Here is a 24,685-nt window from a genome sequence, read left to right on the forward strand (position 1 = left end):
GATGAACGTGGCCAGCAGCTCACGCAGCACATCGGGGTGGGCGGTGGTGAGTCGTTCGGCCAGCACAGTAGGCAGGTCGATATTGTAGGCAGTGGTCATCGCGTCGATTCCTTTGCTCGAGTGACTTTTGCGGGTCTCTCGAAGAATCACGCGATGACCTTCAATCATTCGGCTACGACACGCCGGTACCGCTCATCAGGTCCGACTCGTACACCACTCTGCTGGACGCAACCGCGCTCTGCCGGGATGAGACTTTGTTGAACGGTGTGTATGCAGCGTCGACTATCGGAAGCCTGTTGCGGGAATTCACCTTTGGCTAGCATACCAACGCGAATCGGGCTGCGTTAGCACGTGGCCAGACTGTGCCGAAGTCGTCGATCTGTTACGTGTGGAGAATCTTGACGAGCACAATCCTGGGGATTTTCGATGAGCGCGATCACGAATCTGGAACCAAACGGTGGGTGAGGTCAAACTGTCAACCCTGGTGCAGCAGACCTTTCATGTTTGGTCCCTTAAGCTGCAAACGTGTCATTTGAGCCGGGTACCTTCGTTGCTCACCTCGACATTCCAGGGCTGGGTCGTGTATCCGAAAGCAACGACGGCGTTCTAGTCGTCGAAGCCTTTGATTCACCGGCCAACCCGAATGCCAAGACCTGGCAACTGCCGGTCGATCAGTGCACTCCGGTCCGACTACCTGTCGAGCAACGCGTTTACCGTCTCGACCCTGATACCGGGCGCTGGGAGGCAGGTCGGGTGATGGCCCAGGCTGGTAACGGCTATGCCGTGCGATTCCCTGACAGCGATTGGGATCGCATAATCCCTGCGGACCAGTTGCGAGTGCGGTGGGAGAAGCCGATTACGTCCCCTGCAGAGGTGCTGGTAGCCGGCGCAATCGAATCGCCCTATTACCGAGATGCGCGACTCCCAATGCTTCATTCGATGATTCATCAACGGCAAGCCTGCGCAAGTTTCACCGCGGTGCTCTCTTCGGCAGTCGAAATCTATTCGCACCAGATCGACGCCGCGCTGACGGTGTTGTCCGATCCGGTGCAGCGCTACCTCCTCGCCGACGAGGTAGGGCTTGGCAAGACCATTGAAGCCGGGTTGATCATCCGCCAACAACTCATCGACTACCCGGAGGCGCGGATCGCTGTGCTGGCACCGGAGGTCCTGCGGCGGCAGTGGCAAGAAGAATTGCGTACCAAGTTCTTTATCGACGACTTTGCGAAAGCCACTGTCAGAATCTCTAGCCACGAGAACCCGGACAAGTGGGTTGATTACCACGGCTACGACTTAGTGGTCGTCGACGAGGTCCACTTCCTAACCCGAAGCGGCGATCCGCGCGTGGTGCCTTATCCGCAGTTGGCCAACCTGGCTCACTCGGTGCACCGATTGCTGCTGTTATCGGCAACGCCCTCGACTGCCCGCGCCGATCGGCAACTTGCCCTGCTGCACCTACTCGACCCGCATGTGTACCGGTGGGAAGACCGACCCGCGTTCACAGAGCGTTTCGCGCAGCACCGGAACTTGGCTAACGCCATGGATACGCTCGACCCCGGGTTTGAATCGCTGCTGCCGTCCTCCATCGTCGAGATCCGTGAAATGCTGCCTGCAGATCCGAGATTCGAGTCGTTGTCGGCCAAGGTGTTGGACTTCCTCGATGAGGAGGCATTCCTGCGCGACGAGACCCACCGCCCCGCACTCGGCGAGGCACTGGATGCCCTGCGCGCTCACCTCGGGGAAACTTATCGATTGCATCGCCGAACCATCCGGCACCGCCGGGCAAGAGTGATCAATGACGTCAATGAGAGTCTTTTGCCGTTCGATGTTACTGGTCGCCGACCGCCGACGTTGCTCACCCGGGCGGCACCTGCCGCCGGTGACGCGCTTTTGGAGTGGCAACAGCAGGTCGCGGCCTGGATTCTCGACCACACCGACGAACGTGACAAAGCGGATGCGGCGCTTGCCGACTATGGTGACGTGCTGGCCGTCTTAACCTCACGACTCGACGGACTGTCCGACGACTTCGCACAGGTCGTGCAGTTCCGGGTCGCTGGAGATGTGCATGCCGCGCAGTGCGCCGGCCTGAGCGCTGTCGAACGCGAAATACTCCAAAAGACTGAAGTGTTGCCGTTCGAAGCCGAAACCCTCAGGGTAACAAACGAACCCGATGACACGCTGATCGCTGAATTGTGCCCGGTGGTCGGAAAGCACCGACGTACCGTGGTGTTTTGTGGTTCGGGGCAACTCGCGGGATTGGTAGCTATTGCACTTCGCGAGTACTGCAATGTCCCAGTTTTTGAACACACCATCGCCCTGCCGCCGGACCAAATCGACGACGATCTGCGGCATTGGCGGGCTACTGGAGGGGTGGTGGTCGCCGACGCCACTGCCGAAGACGGCGTCAACCTTCAACAAGCCGACGCGGCAGTCCATTTGCGCTTGCCCTGGTCGCCAAATCGACTCGAACAGCGAATCGGCCGAATCGACAGGTACGCAGTGGCTTTCGGTTCTGTCGCCAAGCCAGCGGAGCATTTCGTCATTGCCCTCGGCGACACTGACCACAGCTTCCCTGCGGCGTGGACCGACCTGTTGGTCTACGCCTTCGAGGCGTGGACCACGTCAATGTCAGCCATCCAGGATCGACTTGATGAGCTGCAAACCGAATTGTGGGCCACGGCCGTTCGTGCCGGTCCACAACAGCTGCGCGACGCGCGCGCTGACGTGGCAAGCGCGGTTGCCCAGGAACGCAAGCAAATCCAGGTGATGGACGCACTGGACGCCGTCTCCGACAGTTCGCTGGGAGAGAAAATCGCTCTACGACTCGGTCGAAGCGAAACTAATTGGCAAGCTTACGAACGCGATGCGCGCCGCTATGTGGCTCGGGACAGCGGAGGTATCCGGTTCACCGTGACCGAACCGGGATCAATCGTCGAGTTCGGCGTAGACACCTTTCGCAAACCGCTGATTTCCCCATTGATGTTGACCCGTCAGTTCGGGAGGGTACCGGCCGGATCGATGCGCGGCGTGTTCAACCGAACGGTTGCGCTACGGAGCCCCGGCCTGCGCCTGTTCCGATTGGGTAATCCGTTCATCGCCGGGTTGGAGAACGTCATCAAGGTTGATGAGCGCGGCCAGGCTTCGGCGATGCTGCGCCGGTTAAAGACATCAGAACCAGTGTCATACTTCGGATTCGACCTGCTGGTGGAAGCCGACCTCTCCGGTGCGGTGAAACACCTTCACGGCGAGGGCGAACTGGCGCTACGGCGTTACGCCGATGCGCTGTTCCCGCCGATTCTGGTCCGGGTGTGGCTGCGCGCCGGTGCGGACGGATTTGTCCGGGAGCCAGAGGTTCTGACGTGGCTCAACCGCGGGTACGACAATCAACGTGACGAAAATCTCGGCCGGCAGCTGAATATTTTGGCCGACGTCTTCGGTGGGTTCGACCGATTCGGTGAACAGGTCCGCACCGCCGAGAAAAGTGCTGTCGAGAATTTCGCAAAGGAGGCGTCGCTGCTTAGCCGGGCGGACCGGGCGCGGATTGAAGCGCAGCAATTGCTCACGATCTATCGGGCGCAGGCTGAAGCTCGCCAGGCCGCTGGGCGGCTGATCACCGAGGCGGAAGGCTATCTGTTTGATGTCGAGGTAAGAGAAGCGGTGGTCAATGCGCTAGCGCGCCCGGCCATCCGGGTGATGGCAGCCAGTTGCGTCATCGGTGGGCAGTGGACCAATGATTGATCTGACCATCGGCGAACGACTGTGGCAGTCCTATCCCGACGTCAATAGCGATGCGGAGCTGTGGGGAACAACCCGGCGGTTGCGTGACGCGCTTGCCCAGCACCACGCCGGTCACGTCAACCCTGGGGATCTGGTGGCGCTGACCCGCCAATTACTGCTCGAGGGCCAAGCTCGCGCTGGAACTGTGCAGCCTCCGTCGATCACGGTGCCACTGGGCCAGGGACTGCCGACGGTAGAGCAATGGCACGAGGGCTATTGCGATGCGTTCACAGACGGCGCTGCGGCGCATATCAGTGCCCAGAAATGGCTGCCGCCGACCGACGATCGGACCACTGCTGAAGAAGACCTCGGACCGGTCTATCGGGGGCAGCGCTCTAGAATAAATTTCATTCCTGCAGACCCGTTCTGGTCGTATACCCTCGGCTTTCCCAGCTACACCTCGGACGGGCAGCGCCAGGCCGCCCGTGCCGCGGTGACCGCGCCACGCGAGTCAACGTTGATCACGTGCCTGCCGACCGGACAGGGCAAGACCGAGGTTGCGCTGGCCGCAGTGATCCCCGCGGTGCGCGCCGGAGGCGGTGTAGCCCTTATCGTCGTGCCCACGGTGGTCCTGGCTCAGGATATGGAGCGCCGACTGCGTGACTATTTTCCCGACGTGCCTCGCTTTGCCTATACCGGAAGTCTCGATGACACCTCGAAAGCCCAGATCCGTGGCGCGATTCGCGACGGTCGCCAACCTGTCGTGGTCGCGGCGCCGGAAGCGGTAATGACCGGACTTGGGGCGGCCCTCGACTTAGCTGCGGCCGAGGGGAGATTGACCCATCTAGTCATCGACGAAGCTCACCTGATCGAGCAGTGGGGAGCGTCGTTTCGGCCAGAGTTCAAAGGCATCGCCGGTAAGCGTCGGCACTGGCTGGCCTCGGCGCCAGCCGGGCAAAAGCTGGTCACCATTGCAATGAGCGCGACGTTGACCGCCGAACAAGTCCGTGTGCTTGAGGAGTCCTTCGGTATACCCGGCCCCGTCGAGGTGGTGTGGGCAGCGTCGACCCGCCGCGAACCGGCATATTTCTTTAGGACTTTTGATAATCGGGACGACCGCCAAAAAGCCGTGCTGACGGCGGTCGGACGACTGCCGCGACCATTGATCCTCTACACCACAACTCGTGAGGACGCTGCAAAGTGGTTTGAGCTGCTGAAAGACCGCGGGTTCGACCGGGTCGCAAAACTTGATGGCGATTCCACCGATGCCGAACGCCGCGACGTTGTCACCGGACTCCGCGGCGAGAACGCCGATGAGGCGACCGTTCCGACCCGCTATGACATTGCCGTGGGAACTGCGGCGTTCGGTCTTGGCCTGGACATCTCCGATGTTCGCTCAGTGGTGCATGCGACGATCCCCGAGACTATCGACCGCTACTATCAGGAAGTCGGTCGGGCCGGTCGGGACCGCCGGGCGTCGGTGGCATATTTAGCTGCCTATCTTGGTCCCAAGGGCCAAGACTGGTCCGATGACAACCGTATTGCCAAAGCGGTTAATGACATTCGACTGATGACCGACGAAATGTCCTGGCGCCATTGGCACACCATGCGCGCCGGCGCCACTAGGATCGGTGGCCGTCTAGCCATCGATCTGGCTAAGTACCGTCCCGGTCTGCAGTTGGAGTCAAAGCGCAACGCGCAGTGGAACGCAAGTCTGCTGCACCTTATGGAACGGGCCGGGCTGATCACACTCCATGCGCCGGCCGTGATCCCTGACGAAGACGATAAAACGGCCAAGCGCCGCGACATTCGTGAAGTCACCGAGCATCACGTGCGCATCAACGACGAGGAATTCTTCAAAGAGGTCATCAACCGCGAACGTGACCTCGTCAAGAATGAGCAAGTAAGGGCACTGGCCAAGATGCGCGAGTTGATCGAAGGCAATCGGTGCGTGTCGACTGAGGTCGCTGATTACTATCGGATCGACCGCAACTGCATCCGTCTACGTACAGTGGTCAACTGTCGTGGGTGCCCGCGGTGCCGCCGGGAATTACCTGTGAACCCGGACGAGGGCCTGCGTCGAGGCGGCGGCGAGGCACTGCCAGACATTCCGCAATGGCGTCGCCCTGGCGATCCGCCGCTGTCCAAGTACTTCGGATCCAGTAATTGGCTGGGCATACGATGGGACGAACAGCAGCAGTTCAATGATCTAGTTCCACACGTAATTTCATCCCTCGCGCGACGTGGTGTACCAGTCGTCGGTGGGCCCGGCTTAAACGCAGACTTACTGACGTGGGCGCAGAAGTCGGCAGCGCCATTCCCGATTATCCTGGACTCCGACGAACTCTTCCTACAGTTTTACGACGGCCCGATCATTTGGGTAGCTTCGCCCGGTGACCCACTGGGCGAGATGATCGTTGACCGGTTGTGCCACGAAGCCCTTACTTACGTGATCCATCGCACTGACCTGGCCCATCCCGACAAACCTGGCACTCCGATGTGGACAATGGGAAACACGGTCCGGTTGGACCGACTGGCTGAGGAACTCTGAAATGACTGCGCTAATCAATGTCGAAGGTGCGCTACCGAGACCACTTTGGGCGCTGACTCGGTACCTGTTAACAGTGTCTGGTAGGCGTCAGAAAACCGAGCGAGTGCAGGCGATTCTCAGTCCGCCTTCCCTATTCGATTCCGGCGCCGATACGGAGAAGACCTTCGAGAGGACCGTCAAAGTCGCAAAGGAACTTGGAGTGCTCGACGACGACGGCGGTTACCTGGCATTGACCGCAGCGGTGAGCGGTCTGGCCGCCGATGACGTGGAAGGGTTCTACGACGTTCTGCGCCATGCGATCCTTCATCGCGTCCCCGTGCAGGTTCTCGGTGCGGAAAACTCAAACACTGAAGGCAAGGATCTGCTCCGCGCGCTGTGTTTCTTCATGACACTGCCGACCGACAAGACGGTCGACATCAACACGTTCAGCAAGGTCCAAGCTGGTGCGGTATCCGACGAGTTGCGGAACCCGTTCCAAAACACCGCCCGGTGGGCATTTTTCCCTGCATGGGCCGAAGCCCTCGGGTTCGCTGCGACTCCACTACTGCACGAGGGGCGCACCACGACGCTCGTCCCCGACTGCCGGAAAGCGGTACGTCGGACGGCACTGCGCAAGTGGCCTGCCAGCACCGCACCATCGCCGAAAGACCTGATCATCGGACTGTTGGACGAACTCCCGGTTCTGCCAGGCGGGGCCTACAGTCGAGTACTAGGATTTGACGTTCCCGAAGACGGCGCCAGTCAGGCTTTATCAGCGGCGTTGTTGGCTGGGCATGACGACGGTTGGTTAGTGTTGACGTCTCGCTCCGACGCCCCCGATGCGATTCAGTTGTGGGACCCCGATGCGGGGAGTGGTTCGCGGACAGTTTCCGCCGCTGAGATCAAGGCCGCCGCATGACGGCATCGATCGGAGTACCGGTCTGTTGGTCGCATGAAACAGCGGTCGCCACGATCAGCACTGAGGCGGTGACCCCTTCTCCCGCAGTATTTTTCGCTACTCACGTGCCGCTGCGGATTCGTCGCCGACACCCTGACTTGGCTGACGCCGATGACGGGGACAAGGTGACGGAGAATGACGTAAAAAACGACTTCCTGACGCGAATGTCTCCTGTGGGTGTGCTCCTGATGCCGGTGATCGGCGAATCCGGTACCGGTAAGTCGCACCTAGTTCGGTGGATTGCCGAGCAGACGAAGTCCGACGAGCGCCGCGCAGTGGTGTACGTGCCGAAGGCCAGGACCAGTCTTCGCGCGCTTATCCGGATATTGCTCGAGCGTGTCGATATCGATTCGGCCGAGCTGAAAAGACTGCGCGATAAGGTCGACGAGTTCGCCGCAACCGTGGACGAAGAAATACTGCAGCGGCAGTTGATCGGGGCGATTGCTGACGCCGTCGCTGGGGCTGAGCCCAGTAGTCCAGAGCGCCGAGCCCTAGTCGGGCCTGACAAGTTGGCACTGATGCTCCGCGACGTTAACGTACAGAGTCACCTCATGCGCGCCGGGTCACTCATCCCGCGGTTAGCCGCCAGCCTGTTGTCCGATCGTGCCGACGGCGAGACGGATCGGCCCACCGAGTTTCAGGTTAGCGACCTGCCGGAAATCACCGTTATTGAAGACTCGGCCAGGCAGGTGCGCAACATACTTCGCGTTATGAGCGGCAGGCCGTCGCTGCAGATTGCGGCGGCCGAGTTGCTGACAGAGGCGTTGTCGCCGGCGGTGCAGGCAGTGTTCGGAATGGGCAATGGTCAACTCCAGGAGGCGATGCTTACCATCCGCAAAGAGTATCTGCGCCAGGGTAAAGAGATTGTTCTGCTGATCGAGGACTTCGCCGTCATCCAGGGCGTCCAACGCGATCTGCTCGACGCCCTGATTGAGCCTGCTTTTCGCGGAGGGAGGCAGGAACTTGCGCAAGTGCGCACCCTGATGGCGGTGACGACGGGCTACTACAAGCGTCTTGCGGAAACCGTCCGAACGCGAGTTGCCGCCGCGACGCCCTATGTCTATGACCTAGACGTTTCGTTTGACACCTCAGAGCGAGGCCGCGCCGACACAATCGAATTTGTCGGCCGCTACCTTAATGCTGCCCGTCTGGGCACCGAAAAGCTTATTGAATCCCGTGTAGGCGAAGGGGATTCAGTGCCTAACAAGTGTCGCGAGTGCCCATTCCGACAACCGTGTCACGCGGCATTTGGCGCATCTGAGGGCGGTTTTGGTATCTTCCCGCTAAACTGGCCGGCATTGCGCCGTGCGATCCATGCGCGACCCACTCCGGGCGACAACTCCGACGCGTTCAACGCCCGGACCGTTATCGGCCAGGTCGTAATCCCGGTCCTCGAAGAGGCAAACCAGATTGCTGACGGCGAGTTTCCGGCTCAGCAGTTCAAGAAACACTTCCCTTTGGTGGACGCCGAACGAGCGTTGCGACCGGAGGTGGAGGTCGCGATAAATGAACGTGACACCAAAGATGCCGATCGCCGCAAGTTGCTACTTGAATACTGGGGCGACTCTCCAGATCATCTAGTCAATCTGGACCCTACTATCCACGCCACGTTTGGACTGCCCGAACTTTCCCTCGACGAAGCACCGTACATCCTGTCGGACGACAAGGGCGGGGAACCGGACCGCAATAAGGGCGAGACAGAGTCAGCTAGCACCGATAGTAAGGTGCCCCCGAGGGTCACCGCAGCATTGAGCGAGATTGACGCCTGGGTTGCTGGTCGACAGCCCCTGTCGCAGAACACTTCTGCGAAGATCCGTCGCATCGTTGCACAGGCAGTACTCAATCGAAGTCAGTGGAATGCACCGTTGACAGCGGAACCCCTCGAGGAACTTAAGAAACGTGCTTGGCCGGTTAACTCGACTGTGGTGTCGATCGAGGATGCCGACGCGGAAGGTCTTCCCGGAACAAAAGATGCTCCGATCAGATTCACCCGCAGCGCAGAGAACTCGGTCTTCTTCAAAGGTCTGATCGCGGCAGACGCAAGCCTGCCACGCGCAAACGCCGCTAACAGAACGATGCGGCGACTAGCTCAAATCGCGGAGAAGTATGGGCCGATCGCACAGGCCGAGGTGGTCCGCATCCGGAAGTCGGATGATGACACACTCGTTGCCTGGTTCAGTGCATCACTGCTTGGTGCGGTGTTGTGTGGGCGGGCTTGGCCAGGAATGACCGATGACGAACTTGTGGCCGCAGTCCTCCATGATGGCATCGATTGGGAGTTGCGCGATGTATCTTTCCGCTCCGAATCGTGGGTGCGATACTACGGCGAGCATCGCAAGGCGCGACCGGACATGGTGAGCGAATTGCGCAGACTGGTCGGTATTCAACGCGGCACAAGCGGTGCCCCCCGAATGATCGACGGGGCACGAGTGTTGCCATTGGTGCGTGAGGCCGCCAAGGCATGGCGATGGCAACCACCTAATCAGATGCCAGCGGCACTACAGGCCGTAGCTAGTCCGAGTGGACTAGCGCAGATTCCGCGGTTGGCGCAGATCCATGTTGAAGACCTCCGGCAGGTCGATGACACACTAGCGCGCCTGCTACCAGAGGGAACGACACTCTCAGAGACACTGGACGCCGTCGAGGGAGCGTTTGAGCAGGCCCAAAGCGTAGCGCTGGGTCCAAGCGCCATTACCGATCCGGCTGACTTCTACAAGCTTCTGAGCGAAGTGCGTGGTGCCGACTCCCGCTCAGTAACCCGCTTGCGCAAAGACCTCGATGCTATCGATGCCGCCGCTGACGACGGGACTCGCCTGCTGGCCGAACTCACGACCGCAGCTGTCGACCGGGGGCCCGACCTGCCGGCCATCTTCGACTTATTAAAGATCTGCGATGAATGGCTCACCGAACGACTGGATCAACCGTCCCAGGGAACCAGAATGGGTGACGCGGCAGCGGCGAAGGTCCAGAGCATGATCTACCGGTGGCGGAAGGCGGTAGGTACGCAATGAGCGGCAATGGATCGATCTTTGCCCGTGCGCTGGAACTGCAGGCTGAAGCGCGTAAGCGAGGCGACACCGCCAAGGACAGAGACGACGCGCTGCGGGTGGCAACAGAAGTAGAGAACGCAGAGAAGCTGCTTTCATCCCTAGAGAATTCACTCGAGCTCGTAGCGGCGCTACGTGACCAGAACGTCGATATCGATACCGGCGAACTCGACACCGGACTAAAGAACTTCGAAAAGCACTCAGGTGCGGGAGGTTTGCCGAGTCGGCAGGCCGTTCTGTCGGCCGCACGGAAGATAGGTGAAGTTCAGCAACGGGTTCGCACGGCGTTTGGTATCGCCTGGCGTGAGTGGGCCGGAAATGTGATACGTGAACTGCCGACTGACCGACTCGCGCTGATCGGACAGGGGCGTGCCGGGCCGGTCAACTATGCACTGACCGCCATGGAAACTGCGAGCAGACAAGTGCCATCTGATTCGGCTGACATCACACTGTTCCTACGCAACCGCGATATCGTCCGGCGTGAATTGCTGTCCGTCGAAGATCCAGGGCCACACCTGCGTGAAGTGCTGAAGCAATTACAGGAAGGCGCGACATTGGATCAGTTGACCGACGACGACATAGCGGTGTTGCGCAAACGTGGCTGGGCGGCGAACATTCTCGTCAAACGAGCAGATGTTGGCTGATCCCGACTTCGACGAACGCGCCGCTCTCTCAACATTGCTCGATGATCTTGAGGATCTCGAACTGCCCCTGCTGTCGTGGGGTGTGACCACGGGCACGTTATCGAAAGAGGAAGTATTAGCGGTCGTAGATAAGCACCTGAGCGCTTGGCCACTAGGCATCCTGCCCGAAGACGTAATCGCGCTACTGATCGACCGGTCGTTGCTGTTCGCTATTCCCGGCAGCTCGCCGCCCAAATACCGTACCCGCTTAGGTGAGACGCTTCGATTGGCTTCCACGCTGCGCCAACTGTTCCCGGTGAACAGTCCCAGTCAAGGTTGGTGGCAGCGACGGCCAACTTTGGTCGCCGACTACCGGCTGCACGTCGCACCACGCCGGTATCCAAATCGCAACGTCGCGACTGCGACTGCGATAGAACAGCTTTCGCGGACCAAGGGTTGGCTTGATTCTCTGGGGGCCGTTGCCCAGGCCGCCATACGCCATTCCACGCTGGCAAAGTTTCAGGTCGACGCGGCCGAGTCGATCTTGGCCTACCTGGCCCAGCATGATTCTCGCGGCGTCATCGTGGGCGCTGGCACCGGTAGCGGCAAGACGATGGCTTTTTACGTGCCGGGATTTGTTGCGATGGCCTCACACGCCCGCCGTGGTGGGACGGGGGTGCACACTATCGCTCTTTATCCGCGCAACGAACTTCTGCGCGATCAACTTCGCGAAGCTGTTGCCCGGATGGCTGCGATCAATGAGGCGCAGGTTGCGGCGGGGTCTCGACCACTGCGCATCGGGGTGCTTTACGGAGATACCCCCTTCAACAACCGAAGTGGCTACTATTTCGGACCGAGAGCATCATGGAAGCTGCGTGGGGATGCCGCGATATGTCCCTATCTGAAGTGCCCGGACTGTCGCAGCGATCTCATCTGGACCGACACCGATCGGAATGCGGGTGTCGAGCGCTTGGAATGCTCAAATCCTGCTCGACCGTTCATAATTGAGCATCTGGTGTTGACCCGCGAGAAGCTCAAGGTCAATCCGCCTGATCTTTTGTTCACCACCACCGAGATGCTCAACCGCAACTCCACCGATCCCGACATGGGCCCGTTGCTGGGTTGGACTAGCGGGGCGCGAACTCCGGCGCTGGTCCTATTGGACGAGGCGCATACATACTCGGGCGTACATGGGGCGCAGGTCGCATTACTGTTGCGGCGCTGGCGTTATGCGCTGAAAGGTCAACCGGTGTTCGTTGGCTTGAGCGCTACCCTGCGTGATGCCGCAGATTTCTTCGCGCAACTCACCGGCCTTCCTCGAGCGGCGGTCGAACTCATAGAGGCAGCACCCGGTGACTTGCTCGAAGAGGGTCGAGAGTATGCGATCGCTCTACGTAACGATCCGGTTTCGCAGGCTTCAGCGTTATCCACCACCATTCAGACCGCCATGCTGTTCGGCCGTGTCCTGGATCTACCCAATCAGGAGAACGTCTTCGGTTCTCGTGGTTTTTTGTTCACCGACGATCTCGATGTCACCAACCGACTGTTCCATGATCTGACGGAAGCCGAAGGCGAGCGAGGGCGGAAGCCAGTGCTGGCTGGGCTCAGGTCAAGCGACGCGCCCTATCGACCTGAACGCTTCCTCGACGGGCAGTCTTGGGACTTGGTGCAACATATTGGCCGCCTCCTTGATCCGGCGGCACGTGGGGGCGGACTCCGGGTTTCGTTGACGTCCTCACAATCCGCTGGGGTATCCCAATACTCAGATCTCGTGGTGGCGACCGCATCTCTGGAGGTGGGCTTCGACGATGACCGGGTGGGTCTGGTCCTACAGCACAAGGCTCCTCGCGACCCGGCATCGTTCGTTCAGCGACGAGGTCGCGCCGGCCGCGGCCGCGGTACCCGACCATGGACTGTGGTGACATTGACGGACTACGGGCGCGACCGGTTGACCTATCAGTCCTATGACTCCTTATTCGCGCCCGAACTTCCAGCCCGTCGGTTGCCGACTAGCAACCGATTCGTTCTAAAAATCCAGGCGGCACAGGCACTATTGGTCTGGTTGTCGCTGCGGACAGGCCTGAACGCCCGGGTTATCGTCGAAGCGCCAAACGAAAATAGTCGGCAACCCCCCGAAGCGGACCAGAAAGCATTGGTGGCTCTTCTTAGTCGTCTGGCGACTGATGATGCGCTGCGAGCCGACCTGCGCTCGTACCTGTGTTCCTGCCTGCAGGTCAGCACCGAAGAAGTGGACGCAGTGCTCTGGGATTCTCCGCGTTCGATACTGCTTGCGGTCGCTCCCACTATTGTGCGACGCCTCGACCGAGGTTGGAAGGCATATGGAAACGACCCCGGCGCGCGTCCCAGGTCATTGTTGCCAGAGTTTCTAACGAAAACTTTGTTCGAGGGATTGAATGTTCCGGAAGTATCGTTCAATGTCGACTTCCTCGACGACGACCCGGCTCGCCGCATCGAGATCGCGCTGCGCGAGGCCGTCCCGGGAAAGGTCAGCCTCCGCTACGGCTACAGCCAGGCGGACCAACGTACGTGGCTTCCTATCCCGGCAACGGAGCACGAACCGCTGGATATTTCGGTGTTCCTCGATGAGTACACCGAAGAGGGTGAGTGGACCCCGCATGGTGCCATACCCATTAAAGTGCTACGGCCGCTGACAATTCGGCTCCACCAACCTCCGCCGGAAATCGCTGACCAGTCACAGGGGATCGCTCGGTGGAAATCCCAGTTCGTCGTTGCCGAGCCACTCACCGACACCGATGTTCCCAGGTCCAGTCCGTGGCATAGTCGCGTCCCTACTATGGCCTTCGGCACCGGGGCGATCGGAAACCCCATTACGGTCCGGCGCTTCACCGATAGCGCAGACTGCACAATCAAGACCAAGTACGGCACCGCTCCCGACCGAGAACTGTTGGTCAACTACGCACGAAATGGCGAGTCGGTCGCCCTCGGATTCTCGTTGAGTGTTGACGGGGTGCGGTTTCAATTCACCAAACTCGACGCCACGGCGCCAGCGGTGACGAAGTATCTACGGTCACCGCAGTGGCGGGGATTCGCCTTCAACGCGGCACTGCAGGAGGATCCGGAGTTGGAGGGCCACGCGAACGCATTCCAGCGTCGCTGGCTAACTCTTGTGTACACCACCGCGTTTGCCCTTAATCGCCTCGAAAACCCGGGCTACACAAGCCAACAGGTACATCATGCGTTGAGCGGCGGGGCGTGGGCTGCCAGCATCGAACGCGTCCTCAACGCCATCTATCGCGATGATGTTTCTAACAGCCCGGCCCGGTTGGTCAGCACGTTGATCGCATTGGCTAGCGATGCTGATGTCGTCGAAGCGGTTGACCGCAATGCCAGAATTCTATGGTCAGATGACGTAGTTTCGGCATCTATTGCGTTAGCGCAGAAGACTTATCGGGACACGATTGCTGCCGCGATCCGAGCTGCGGCCCAACGCGCCTGCCCCGATGCTCAGGACTCGGACCTGATCATCGACGTCGTGGACCCGAACGGCGCCGAGAACGCCACGGTATGGCTGACCGAAACAGCGCTCGGTGGATTGGGCATCTTGACTAGGTTTGTCGACTATTACGCCACCGACCCACGGCGGTTTTGGCACCTCGTTGACGGCATCCTTGATGACAGTGAACTCGGATATGTCCGTGACACCGTCAACCGCCTGTTGGTACACGCCATTCATGATCCCCAAACGGAAGCAGCGCGCGCTATTGCCCGCCTTCGGTCGCCGGAGTCGGTTGCTGACGCCGACGCGGCATTAAAGGAACTGCGCCATGCGTGGGCGCAGATTGACGCGCCACCGAGGCACCCGGCAATGGCTGCATTGTCCGCACGGTACCTGCGGCCTGGATCGAGCCCGGACACCGACAGAGTTGTCCTTGACCTCAACCAAGCTTGGGACAGTCTCGAAGATTTGTTGGGTTTCGAAGTGGACGGAGGAATTCTGGCCTACCTAGCCGGGACGGGTGTCATTGACATTCCGGGTCTTGCAGCACTGGATTTGAATCCGGACCAGATTTACAGCATGTTGATGCCGCGCGGCAGCGAAGCGCGGATTCAACGTTTGAAGCACTATCAGCCGTATAGCCCAAACCCGCAACTGGATCCGCTGTTGGTTCGTGCCGCACACGACGAGCAACTGCCGGTTATCGACGTCACCAACCCACTCTGGGCGGAAACCTACGTCAGGGAAGTCACTGACCACGCCCGGGTCCAGTTGTCGGCATCCGTGGATAACCTGCGGCACTTCACGGGTGCGGTCCGCGAGGTTCCGGCGATCGCTGTCGACCGCGACGTCCTTCGATTGCACGGGACTATTACTAAGCTGACTCGCAATGCTGGCAGAGTCAACGCAATAGTCGAATTAACAGAGGCTGCAGGATGATTCGCGAGCGTGACCAACGCACTGGTCAAGCCACTGGGGTGAAGATCGACCACCTGCTATCTGATGTGCTGCTGTCTGAGTTGTTGACTCCTAGCGAGGACCTCTGGTTGATGTCGCCGTGGATATCGAATATCGAAGTCCTTGACAACACCGGTGGCACGTACGATGCCGCATTCAGCGACCCACTGAACCGTACCTATCTGCTCGCCGAGATTTTGGGACTGCTGACCAAAGCTGGCACGCGGTTGAGGGTAATTACCAGGCCCGGCAAGAGCGTGTCTTTCCTCAATCACTTGCAACGACAAGCCGAACCGGCGAATCTGCGGATCATTCGTGACGAAACGATCTATCACGAAAAGACCCTCTGTGGAGATGATTGGCAAATCACCGGGTCGATGAATTACACCTACCAAGGCATGCACAAAAACGACGAACGTAGCCGGTACTTGCTCGACCCGACCGCCGCCGCATTGACCAGAGTTGAATTCATTCAGCGCTTCGGTGGCCAACCATGGGAATAACAACCAAGCACATGGATTCGTTGCTGGACATCTTTTTTCGCGTTCCGGACAACAGGTATTGGCCGCACCGTGACCCACAGTCTCAGACGGGTAGGCGACTGCGTCCTTTCCTAGCTGCGATGTCTTCTGAGTCCGATGCGCCGTACATTCTTCCGCGCTTGGGGCCGGGTCCGGACGACCGCCTGATATACATTGTTCCGCGGTCAGGTGATCACGCGATGGCGGCGCGGGAATGGGTCGATGCCTTTATCGTGCCGAGTTACGCACCGTACAGTGCGCGTACGTTGGACCTCAAGGATCCGATCGACGCCGCCGTGGTCGACTTTGTTGAACATCGAAATATTCTGTTGCTTGATGTTCGACCGGAGATGGGTGCCGACCTATGGGCGGCATTGCAGCGACTCATCGACGCCGTTGGTCGCAAGCCGATCGCTGCCAAGCTTGCTCCGCTGCCACTCTCGCGACTGCTTGCGGAATTTGATCTCGCGCTGGCCGCTGGGGAAAGCGCGGCGTCTGCCGCATTACTGGACCGACTATCCGGTAATGGGCTGAGCGGTAGCAATTACACCAACCTTGTAATTAAACGTCTCGCCCGTCTAGGCAATTATGGCGAACTGCTCCGCCTACCGGGCTTAAAATCGGTGGCGTACAGCAATCCGCCGGGACCGGTGAAGGACGCGATCCTGACGGCGATCTATTACCAATGGATCGAGTCGCATTTGGATGCGGACGACATCCAGGCTGCCAAGGACGCATTGCTGGATCGTGGTGATCTGGTGCCGCCACTAGTGGTCAGGCCGTACGACGGCTTCGGTGTCGAGGCGCTGAGGGTCCTTGCGATCGCCGCAGCGGTCCGCCAGGGCGACGCACTTGGCGATCAATTGGTGCGTATCCCTGGAGTTGCCGAAGTGTTAGCCGAACTTCTGCAGGACGTAATCGAAGTTACTGCGACAGAGGTCGAGCAGCTATCTGCGACGTTGGGCGAAGCATCGGTGCAGGGCCACGAACCCATTGCCGAGATACTTGCCGCAGAAGAAATTGCCGTTGAGTCCGGGGGGTTGCCGGCATCCGAGCTAGAGGCAACCGCTGCATTGGGGGCCAAAGCTCAAGGAGATTCCGAGTCCGGACTGACGACCAAGCCGCAAGCCGCACAGCCAGAGTCGTGGCCGGAACTGTTCAGCGCCGTCGGTGCGGGTTTCGACGTTCGCAACTTGCTCGGTGAGGAGCGGTGGAGAAACTGGCCACCACCATCGACCTACGACGAGCAAATCGCAGCCGTCATAGCCGGTTTCGATGATTCGTCAGCCGGTCGGGCGTGGTCGTTGGCCGGCCCCTTCATCGACGCCGACGACTTTGGTACTCCAGCCCCGAAAACTGCGGAGGCGCTGATCGATATCGCCTTGCTGCAGGGAAAGTTCCGTCCGGCCGACCTAGCCGGTCTGGTAGCTCTCACCGATATCGTCTTGCGCTCAGCGCCTGCGGTTCGTGACTATTCCCGGCTAGTTGACGACCTCACCGCGGATATCGATCGATGGGCAAGCGTCGAACGCTCAACTGTGGAACTGGATCTGGCGGATATGTTGGCGCGACACGCATCACCCGATCCAGAGTCCCGACTGCGGCTGACAACCCGCCTGCTAGAACCATTGAGTCGACAACGTGCGCGTATTTCGAGGGTTGAACTCAGAGTGGCCAGCCGTATCGACCTCGAGCTAGATCTCGGATTGGTTTGGGACCAACCGGAATTGACTGAATCGCTAACACAGCAGATAAAGGGCAATCTGCTTCTCTATTCTTTGGACGAAGGCGTTCTGAGCCGGGTGCAAAGCGCGCTGGTCGAACTCGCTCCTGAATTGGCTGTCCGGTCGAGCCATGACCGCGTCGGTAACCCGCAACTCAAAGATTGGTCACGCCGCGCCGATTTCATCGTTTTGGCCATCCGATGCGCCAAGCATGCAGCCACCGGGTTTATCAGACAGCATGCGAAAGAGCGGGCTGTAATCGTTGAGGCGAACGGCAGTGGCTCGGCGTCGCTGCTGCGAGCGGCGATGGACGCGATCAGAACAGGCACGTTCAATTCCAGTAATGCCGTGTACGACGTCGTCGTGTGATGCTTTGAGGTGACGTATCAGGTGACCAGTGTCGCGGTACAGCAGCGCACAGCGGAAGTCGCTATCGACGCCACCCCTGACGCCGTCCGCCCCGTCGTCCGGTCCGCGAAGGCTCCACACCGATGTCGTCTTTGAACCATTTCTCGTGCACCGGCGGCAACTCGTCGGCCCCGACAAGGATCCCTTCGCTGACCGCACGGAGCAGTTGACGCTTCAAACGCTGATCCGACCGGCTCCGCGTGATGGCGACGCTCTCCTTCGCGACCTCTTGGCGAAACCGGTCGACTAGCGCGCTGAGTCGGTCCTCGAGCCGGTCGTCGCCGAGACAGTCCGGATTTCGTCGGACGAAGTCCGTGACGGGGTCGACCGAACGGATCATCTGCACCAGTGCCGCGCGGCCTTCCTTCATCAACCTTGCGACATCGTCCAGGTAGAACTGCAGGTTTGCGCGTGGCGCGAGGTTGTCCAGCCCGAATCCGAGAATCCGCGAGATGGCGAGTGCCTCGCTGAGCCGCGGCTCTCGCTGACCGGCCTCGATGCGGGTTATCGCGGACGTGTCGAGCTCGACCGGTGTCTCGCGGCCCAATCTGTCGGACAGTTGTTGTTGAGTCAGGCCGGCCCGTAGGCGCGCCGCCTTCGCGCGTTCGGCGAAAGTGCCTCCGAAGTCGTCATCCGCGGTCTGCATCGCTGCAGTCTAGCCTGCTCAATCGCAGAAAGCCGGCGGCGCTATGCTACTGTAATCTCGCAGTAGAAAGTGCGGTAGAGCAGCAACAGTTTCAGTAGTCGCTCTACAGAACGGGATTCGGAACAGCGCCGACTTGTCGGTGCCCCGCTCTACACTGACGCTGCTACCAATCGCCACGCACTAGCACGGCGGTGATCACGGAGCTGCCGACATCAACCGGTGCCGGCACCAGCAACTCGCCTAGCGAGAAGAACCTGAAGGAGGTGCGCATGACGTCATACAACGAGATCATCCAGGGGGCCAGCCCGTGGCAAGGCGTGCTGGACACCTCCGTCATGGCCGACGACCTGGTCAGCGCCGGACACCGTTTGGCTGATGCCGCGAAAGTCGGCAACTGGCCCGAGGTGATCAAGGTGCTCGACCTCGAGTGGAGCTGGCTGGTGATCAACCAGTGGCGACCGGGCGGTACCGCGTGGTTCACCGTCCTGCACCAAGCCGCCTGGCACGGCGCGCCCGCCGCGGTGGTCCAGGAATTGCTCGACCGGGGCGCGGCCCGCTCGCTGCGGGATGCCAAAGGACGCACCGCGTTCGACGTTGCGGTCGCGCGCAACCGGGCACAGACCTTGAGGCGGATGTTGCAGCCGCCGCGGTCACCGCTTTCGGATCAGCAGATCCGAGCGCTTGACGCGCGACTCGTCGAGGTCATCGACGGTCGCATCCAAGGACGCATCTACGACGGCGACTTGAGCAAAGTTCTGCGCTATCCGCCGGTCGAGATCCTGCACGAGCTGCCCGGACAACGACTGTGGTTCCCGCTGCCCGCCAAATACGGCTTCCACATCGAGTTGCAACGCGGAGCACTCGAAGTGAAGAGCTGGTGCTGCTTGGTCGAAGGGTCGGGACAAACCCACCTGGTCACACCGGAAGGAACGGTCCTGGTCGATCAGGGATTCGTCTGACCACCCGCGCGATGACTCGCCATACATCCGAACACTAGAGGAGGAAACTATGAACTTGACTACTGCACAACGTGATCGGGCCTGCGGCGCACTGCTCGGTATGGCTGCCGGGGATGCCCTGGGGGCCGGCTACGAATTCCAGCCGACGCTGGCTCCCGACGCCCCGGTCGACATGATCGGCGGCGGCCTGGGGCCGTTCAAACCCGGCGAGTGGACCGACGACACGTCGATGGCCGTCGCGATTGCCGAGATCGCCGCCACCGGTGCGGATCTGCGTGACCACGATGCGCAAGACCGCATCGTGCGGCGCTGGTGCGAATGGGCCAAGACTGCGAAAGATGTGGGCATGCAGACACGTTCAGTGTTGACGTCCGCAGCGGCCCGCGGAATCTCTGCAGATACCGCACGGGAGGAGTCCGCGGCTCTACACCAGCGCACCAAGAAGACGGCCGGCAATGGGTCGCTGATGCGGACCGCACCGGTCGCCCTGGCCTATCTCGACGATGAGCAAGCACTGGTCGAGGCTGCGCGGGCGGTGAGCGAGCTGACGCACTACGACCCAGACGCCGGCGACGTCTGCGTGCTGTGGTGCCTGGCAATCCGCCGCGCCGTCCTCACCGGAAGACTCGACGTGCGAAACGGCCTGGGCCACATCGACGCCGAGCGACGCGACCTGTGGTCGTCGCGGCTGGACGACGCCGAGGCGGCGTCGCCGTCGCATTTCGCCGCGAAGAACGGCTGGGTGGTCGCTGCGTTGCAAGGCGCCTGGTCGGCGATCGTGAATACCCAAGTGCCGGTGGAGAATCCCGCCACGGAGACTTTCCGAGTGGATCACCTGCGCCTGGCGTTGGAGGCTGCGGTGCGCGGCGGCCACGACACCGACACCGTCGCGGCCATCGCAGGCGGCCTGCTAGGAGCGGCGTACGGGGCATCGGCAGTTCCGTCCCGGTGGCGGTTGCTGCTAAAGGGTTGGCCCGGGTTGAGAACGCGTGGTCTGGTCCAGTTGGCGACGAACATCGTCGACAAGGGCCAGCCCGACACGTTCGACTACACCTACAAGGGGTTCCCCGAGGTCCGAGGGCCCGTCCAGCATCCCTACGACGACAAGGTCTGGATCGGCGGGATCGCCGGCTTGCGGGATTTGCCGACGGGAGTCGACGCCGTCGTGTCGTTGTGCCGAGTCGCCGATGCGCAGCTACCGGCCGGTGCGCAGCACCTCGATGTCCGACTGATCGACCGCGACGCCGAGAACGACCACCTCGACTTCGTCCTGCTGGACACGGTGCGCGCGATAGAGCAGCTGCGCGCCGAGGGGCGGACGGTGTTTGTCCACTGCGTCCAGGCGCAGAGCCGCACGCCCACCATCGGGGCGCTGTACGGGGCTCGGCGCAGGGGAGTCGACGTCGACGAGGCGTTGAGCGATGTGGTCGCGGTGTTGCCGGGAGCATCGCCGAACCGGGATTTCCGCGCTGCGCTGCGGCGATTGCACCCCGGAGTAGCTGCGGTGCGGTGACGGTGGTGCCGGGCGCGAGGTGGTAGCCGACTCGCGGCATTGAGCGCGCCTCCACCAAAAGTCTCAACTACAGCTTTACCCTTCCAACGTGACAGTCGGGGAGTGCTTACTGCTGCCGGAGTTCCAGGTCCTGTCGGAGCTGGATTTCCAGACCGAGATCCCGTGCATCTGCCGGAAGTTCTGCGACGAGGCAGACCATTCGGCGGACTGGTGGGTCACGCTGTCCTGCGGGTGCTCGTATCCGTTCTGCAACAAGGCATTACGGATGTCGAAGATGCGGCTCAAGATCCGTCCGCTGACGTGTCGGCTGTGCTCGACGCCCGACATCACGATCAGCCGCGTCAAACGGACGTAGCCGACGCGGTTCAGCACACCTTGGAGATCTGTCACCCCCGCGGTGTTCAATCGTGCGATGGGGGATAGCCCAACGCAGTCGGTGACGTCGACGTCCAGCGCCGCGCCCCGCCTGGCTAACCCCGCCGAGCGCAAGGTCTACCAAGCCCTCCTCGACCAGCTCGACCCGAGCAGCCAGGTGATCCCGAACCAACGCGTGACCGACCACCTCAAGGACCACGAGGTCGACTTCGTCGTGGCGATCGAGGGCGCCGGCATCATCTGCGTCGAGGTCAAGGGCGGCGAGGTCTGGCACGACGGCAGGTCGTGGCGTCAGCGACGCAACAACGACCATCATGAGATCAACCCGGTGCGGCAAGCCCGCGACGCCTGCTATGCGCTGAGAGCTTTCGTGGAAGGCGACGACCGCTGGTCCCAGGGACGACTCCGCTGGGACCATGTCGTCGTCCTGCCGAATGCCGAAATCTCTGACGATTTCGCATTGCCCGACTGCCCGCGCTGGAAAGTGGTCGACCGCAACGACCTTCCGACGCTCGTGGACAAACTCACCTATATCTTGAGCGGCCAACAGCTCGACCGTCCCCTGCTGACGGCCAGGGGAATCGAGCAGCTCTCGACTGCGTTGAGCGGCAGGGGATTACCGCAACGCAACGTGGTCGCCCGGGCACTGGCGAACGAGGACGCCGCCGACACGCTCACCGAGCACCAGTCGGTGATCCTGAATGCGATCCAGCTGCTGAACCGAGTCGAGATTCGCGGGGGCGCGGGCAGCGGCAAGACGTTCCTCGCGGTGGAGCAGGCGAGACGACTGTCAGCGAAGGGGCAGCGGGTCGCCCTGGTCTGCTACTCCCACGGTCTGGCCTCGTATCTGGAGCGGATCACCGCGCATTGGCGTCGTCGTCACCAGCTGGCGTATGTCGGTGAGTTCCACGATCTCGGGGTGGGGTGGGGTGCGCCGAAGGGCCCGGACGAGTCGCTGCGGACCGAGGAGACGGTGCAGTTCTGGGAGCACGACCTGCCCGCCCAAATGACCGATCTGGCAGCGCAACTCGCGCCCAATCAGCGCTTCGACTCGATCGTGGTCGACGAGGCGCAAGACTTCGCCGACGCGTGGTGGGACCCACTGCTCGCGGCGTTGAAGGACGACGAGACCGGCGGACTCTACGTCTTTTCCGACGAAGGTCAACGGGTCTTCAGCCGGCACGGCTCGCCGCCGGTACCGCTTGTCCCGTTGGTCCTCGACCACAATCTGCGCAACACCCGCCAGATCGCCAATGCGTTCCAGCCGCTCGTCGATCACCCGATGCGTTTCCTCGGCGGCGACGGCCCCGCCGTCAAGTTCGTCGCCTGCCAGACCGACGACGCCATGGACATCGGCGACGACGAAGTCGAACTGCTGCTCGACCAGGGCTGGCGTCCGGAGGACGTCGCGCTGCTGACCACCGGTTCCCGGCACCCCGAGCAGCGGGAACGCCAACAGGCCGGCAATGCCGCCTACTGGGACAGCTTCTGGGATGTCGACCAGGTCTTCTATGGGCACGTCCTGGGTTTCAAGGGGCTGGAGCGTCGTGCCGTTGTGCTCGTCGTCAACGAGAAGTCGGTCTTCGAGCGGTCTCGCGAACGCCTGTATGTCGGACTCTCCCGGGCGCGCGACCAACTTGTGGTCTGCGGTGACCCCGGCTTCATTCGCGACGTGGGTGGCTCGGATCTGGCTCGACGGTTGGGCATTCCGTCGAGCTAGAAGTTCGATGCGTGTCGTGCCAGGCGGCCCAGATCTCGGGGCGAAGGCGGCCACGATCGGGTACCGCCAAGCCGGTGCTACGGGCCCAGGCACGGACTTCGGAGGTGGATGGTGTTGGCGCTGCCGGCGCCTGGTCAAGGTGGGCGATATCAATCCTGACCGGTGAGATACGTTGCGCGACAGCATGTTCAGTTTTGGCCCACTCGCTGGCTGCGGCGAGGAACCGGTAGGTCCATTCCTCGGCGAGCTGCCGCGTCTCGCAGAACACGATGGGTACGTTCGGCCAGCGAATCTGGAGTTCGGCGAGCCCGTCGGCGACCAGTGCGGGTCGGACATGCTCCAGCTTGAACAACTGCGAGTAGCGATCCTCGACGACAACCGATGCGCGTGGGAGCGCGGCCAGGTCGCCGACCTGATAGCGCAGTTTGCCTCCGGTGAGGCTGCCGACCAGGTCGGCCAAGGACTTGCGTTCCACGCTGGCGACCAGCTGGTCGTCGACGACGATCCCGTAGTCCCCGCACGGCAGCGCGCGCTTGACAGTGTTGACCTGCTGGGTCGCGAACCGATAGGCGTACTGCTCGTGGCTGTCGACCACGATTTGCAGCTCCTCGATGCCGTGGGCGCGGGCGGTCGGGGTGCGGACGTTCGGGCGCGCCTGCTTGCGGGTGCGCGGCGACTGCCAGAACACCACGTCGCGCCCGCGAGCCTGGGTGAACACGAGCTGGGAGCGGTTGTGCCGGGACCGGTCGGCGATCACGTCGATCGCCGCGCCGCGCCGACTGCACGACCGCAGCGGCACCCGTTCGACGATCACCGGATTATCGGGCCAGTCATCCAGCGGTACCGGGTAGGCGAACAAGGCCTTCTCCCGCGGCCACGTCCCCGAGGTGCGGAACAACAGATCGCCGCCAGGAAGCGGGACTCTGAGCAGAAACCTCAGCCGCGAATCCTCGACGGGGTTGACCGCGATCAACAGCTCCACCACAGGCTCACAGTCTGCCACTGCGGTGAATGCGCGGCCTTTGTGCTATAGCAAATCTGTGAGGTAACGCCACAGGGAGGACGCCGCATCATGACCGTTTCACGACGCATCGCCACAATCGTCATGCTCGCCGGGTTAACTGTTGGGTCCGTTGGTACCGCATCGGCGGCGCCGACCATGGACGGCCATTACCTCGCGACGGTGACCTCGGCCTCGGGCGAAATCACTACGAGCGACTGGTACTTCACTCCGTGCGGTGAGGGATGCGCTGCGGTCGCCAGCTCACCCGGTGGCCCAGCCTTCGGTACCGCCCGGATGGCCGACGGACAATGGTCACTGGTCTGGCATTCTGATGCGTTCTGTCCGGGCGGTTCGCGGGTGCCGGGCGTGTATGTCAGTTATGCCACCTGGGATTCGGAAACCCTTGCGGGCAAGGATGATTCGGGTATAGATACGCCGATATGCGGGTCGGGAGGTCGGCCGCCGCGGGTGACTCAGCAGCTGCAGCTCACGCCGGTCCCGTAGGG

General features: G+C 61.3%; 15 protein-coding genes. 13 read left to right on the forward strand and 2 right to left on the reverse strand.

The window, feature by feature from the left end; translation table 11 throughout:
• Positions 1-525: 525 nt before the first annotated feature.
• The 8 genes from dpdE to dpdD are packed head-to-tail and all read left to right on the forward strand — an operon-like array spanning position 526 to position 17,924.
• Complete coding sequence (gene dpdE / locus AC5Y47_RS16975) at positions 526-3,738, forward strand: protein DpdE (RefSeq protein WP_499945287.1); 3,213 nt, start codon at positions 526-528, stop codon at positions 3,736-3,738.
• Positions 3,731-6,268 (forward strand): protein DpdF, encoded by a 2,538-nt coding sequence (gene dpdF, locus AC5Y47_RS16980; protein WP_499945288.1) that lies wholly within the window; start codon positions 3,731-3,733, stop codon positions 6,266-6,268. Before dpdE ends, dpdF begins: the two co-directional genes overlap by 8 nt.
• A 1-nt stretch (position 6,269) precedes the next feature.
• Positions 6,270-7,166 carry a protein DpdG gene (gene dpdG / locus AC5Y47_RS16985; protein ID WP_499945289.1) on the forward strand — a complete coding sequence of 299 codons (897 nt, stop codon included), beginning with the start codon at positions 6,270-6,272 and terminating at the stop codon, positions 7,164-7,166.
• A complete protein-coding gene (dpdH, locus tag AC5Y47_RS16990; RefSeq protein WP_499945290.1) occupies positions 7,163-10,216 on the forward strand; it encodes a protein DpdH in 3,054 nt (1,017 codons plus the stop codon). The genes dpdG and dpdH overlap by 4 nt, the downstream gene beginning before the upstream one ends.
• The gene (locus AC5Y47_RS16995) at positions 10,213-10,896 is read left to right on the forward strand and encodes a hypothetical protein (RefSeq protein ID WP_499945291.1); all 684 of its coding nucleotides are present in this window, start codon (positions 10,213-10,215) and stop codon (positions 10,894-10,896) included. The genes dpdH and AC5Y47_RS16995 overlap by 4 nt, the downstream gene beginning before the upstream one ends.
• Positions 10,889-15,292 carry a protein DpdJ gene (gene dpdJ / locus AC5Y47_RS17000; protein WP_499945292.1) on the forward strand — a complete coding sequence of 1,468 codons (4,404 nt, stop codon included), beginning with the start codon at positions 10,889-10,891 and terminating at the stop codon, positions 15,290-15,292. The genes AC5Y47_RS16995 and dpdJ overlap by 8 nt, the downstream gene beginning before the upstream one ends.
• Complete coding sequence (gene dpdK / locus AC5Y47_RS17005; RefSeq protein ID WP_499945293.1) at positions 15,289-15,813, forward strand: phospholipase D-like domain-containing protein DpdK; 525 nt, start codon at positions 15,289-15,291, stop codon at positions 15,811-15,813. The genes dpdJ and dpdK overlap by 4 nt, the downstream gene beginning before the upstream one ends.
• Positions 15,814-15,824: 11 nt before the next feature.
• Positions 15,825-17,924, forward strand: coding sequence for a protein DpdD (gene dpdD, locus AC5Y47_RS17010; protein ID WP_499945294.1), 2,100 nt, complete (start codon positions 15,825-15,827; stop codon positions 17,922-17,924).
• A 61-nt stretch (positions 17,925-17,985) separates the two neighbouring features.
• Here dpdD and AC5Y47_RS17015 read toward each other — a convergent pair whose 3' ends face one another.
• A complete protein-coding gene (locus tag AC5Y47_RS17015) occupies positions 17,986-18,609 on the reverse strand; it encodes a helix-turn-helix transcriptional regulator (RefSeq protein WP_499945295.1) in 624 nt (207 codons plus the stop codon).
• Between the two features lie 269 nt (positions 18,610-18,878).
• On the opposite strand from AC5Y47_RS17015, the gene AC5Y47_RS17020 reads away from it, so the two are divergent.
• The 4 genes from AC5Y47_RS17020 (at position 18,879) to AC5Y47_RS17035 (ending at position 23,176) form a co-directional block, all read left to right on the forward strand.
• Positions 18,879-19,568, forward strand: coding sequence for an ankyrin repeat domain-containing protein (locus AC5Y47_RS17020; RefSeq protein ID WP_499945296.1), 690 nt, complete (start codon positions 18,879-18,881; stop codon positions 19,566-19,568).
• A gap of 49 nt (positions 19,569-19,617) precedes the next feature.
• Positions 19,618-21,081 carry an ADP-ribosylglycohydrolase family protein gene (locus AC5Y47_RS17025; protein ID WP_499945297.1) on the forward strand — a complete coding sequence of 488 codons (1,464 nt, stop codon included), beginning with the start codon at positions 19,618-19,620 and terminating at the stop codon, positions 21,079-21,081.
• An 88-nt stretch (positions 21,082-21,169) separates the two neighbouring features.
• Entirely contained in the window at positions 21,170-21,436 is a 267-nt protein-coding gene (locus AC5Y47_RS17030) for a hypothetical protein (protein WP_499945298.1), read from the forward strand.
• A 57-nt stretch (positions 21,437-21,493) separates the two neighbouring features.
• The gene (locus tag AC5Y47_RS17035; protein ID WP_499945299.1) at positions 21,494-23,176 is read left to right on the forward strand and encodes a nuclease-related domain-containing DEAD/DEAH box helicase; all 1,683 of its coding nucleotides are present in this window, start codon (positions 21,494-21,496) and stop codon (positions 23,174-23,176) included.
• On the opposite strand, the gene AC5Y47_RS17040 is transcribed toward AC5Y47_RS17035, so the two are convergent.
• On the reverse strand, positions 23,118-24,161 hold the full coding sequence (locus AC5Y47_RS17040) for an ERCC4 domain-containing protein (RefSeq protein WP_499945300.1): 1,044 nt from the start codon (positions 24,159-24,161) through the stop codon (positions 23,118-23,120). The genes AC5Y47_RS17035 and AC5Y47_RS17040 overlap by 59 nt on opposite strands.
• 87 nt (positions 24,162-24,248) lie before the next feature.
• On the opposite strand from AC5Y47_RS17040, the gene AC5Y47_RS17045 reads away from it, so the two are divergent.
• The gene (locus tag AC5Y47_RS17045) at positions 24,249-24,683 is read left to right on the forward strand and encodes a hypothetical protein (RefSeq protein WP_499945301.1); all 435 of its coding nucleotides are present in this window, start codon (positions 24,249-24,251) and stop codon (positions 24,681-24,683) included.
• Positions 24,684-24,685 lie beyond the last annotated feature (2 nt).

It is taken from the genome of Mycobacterium sp. NGS22 (genome assembly GCF_059813095.1).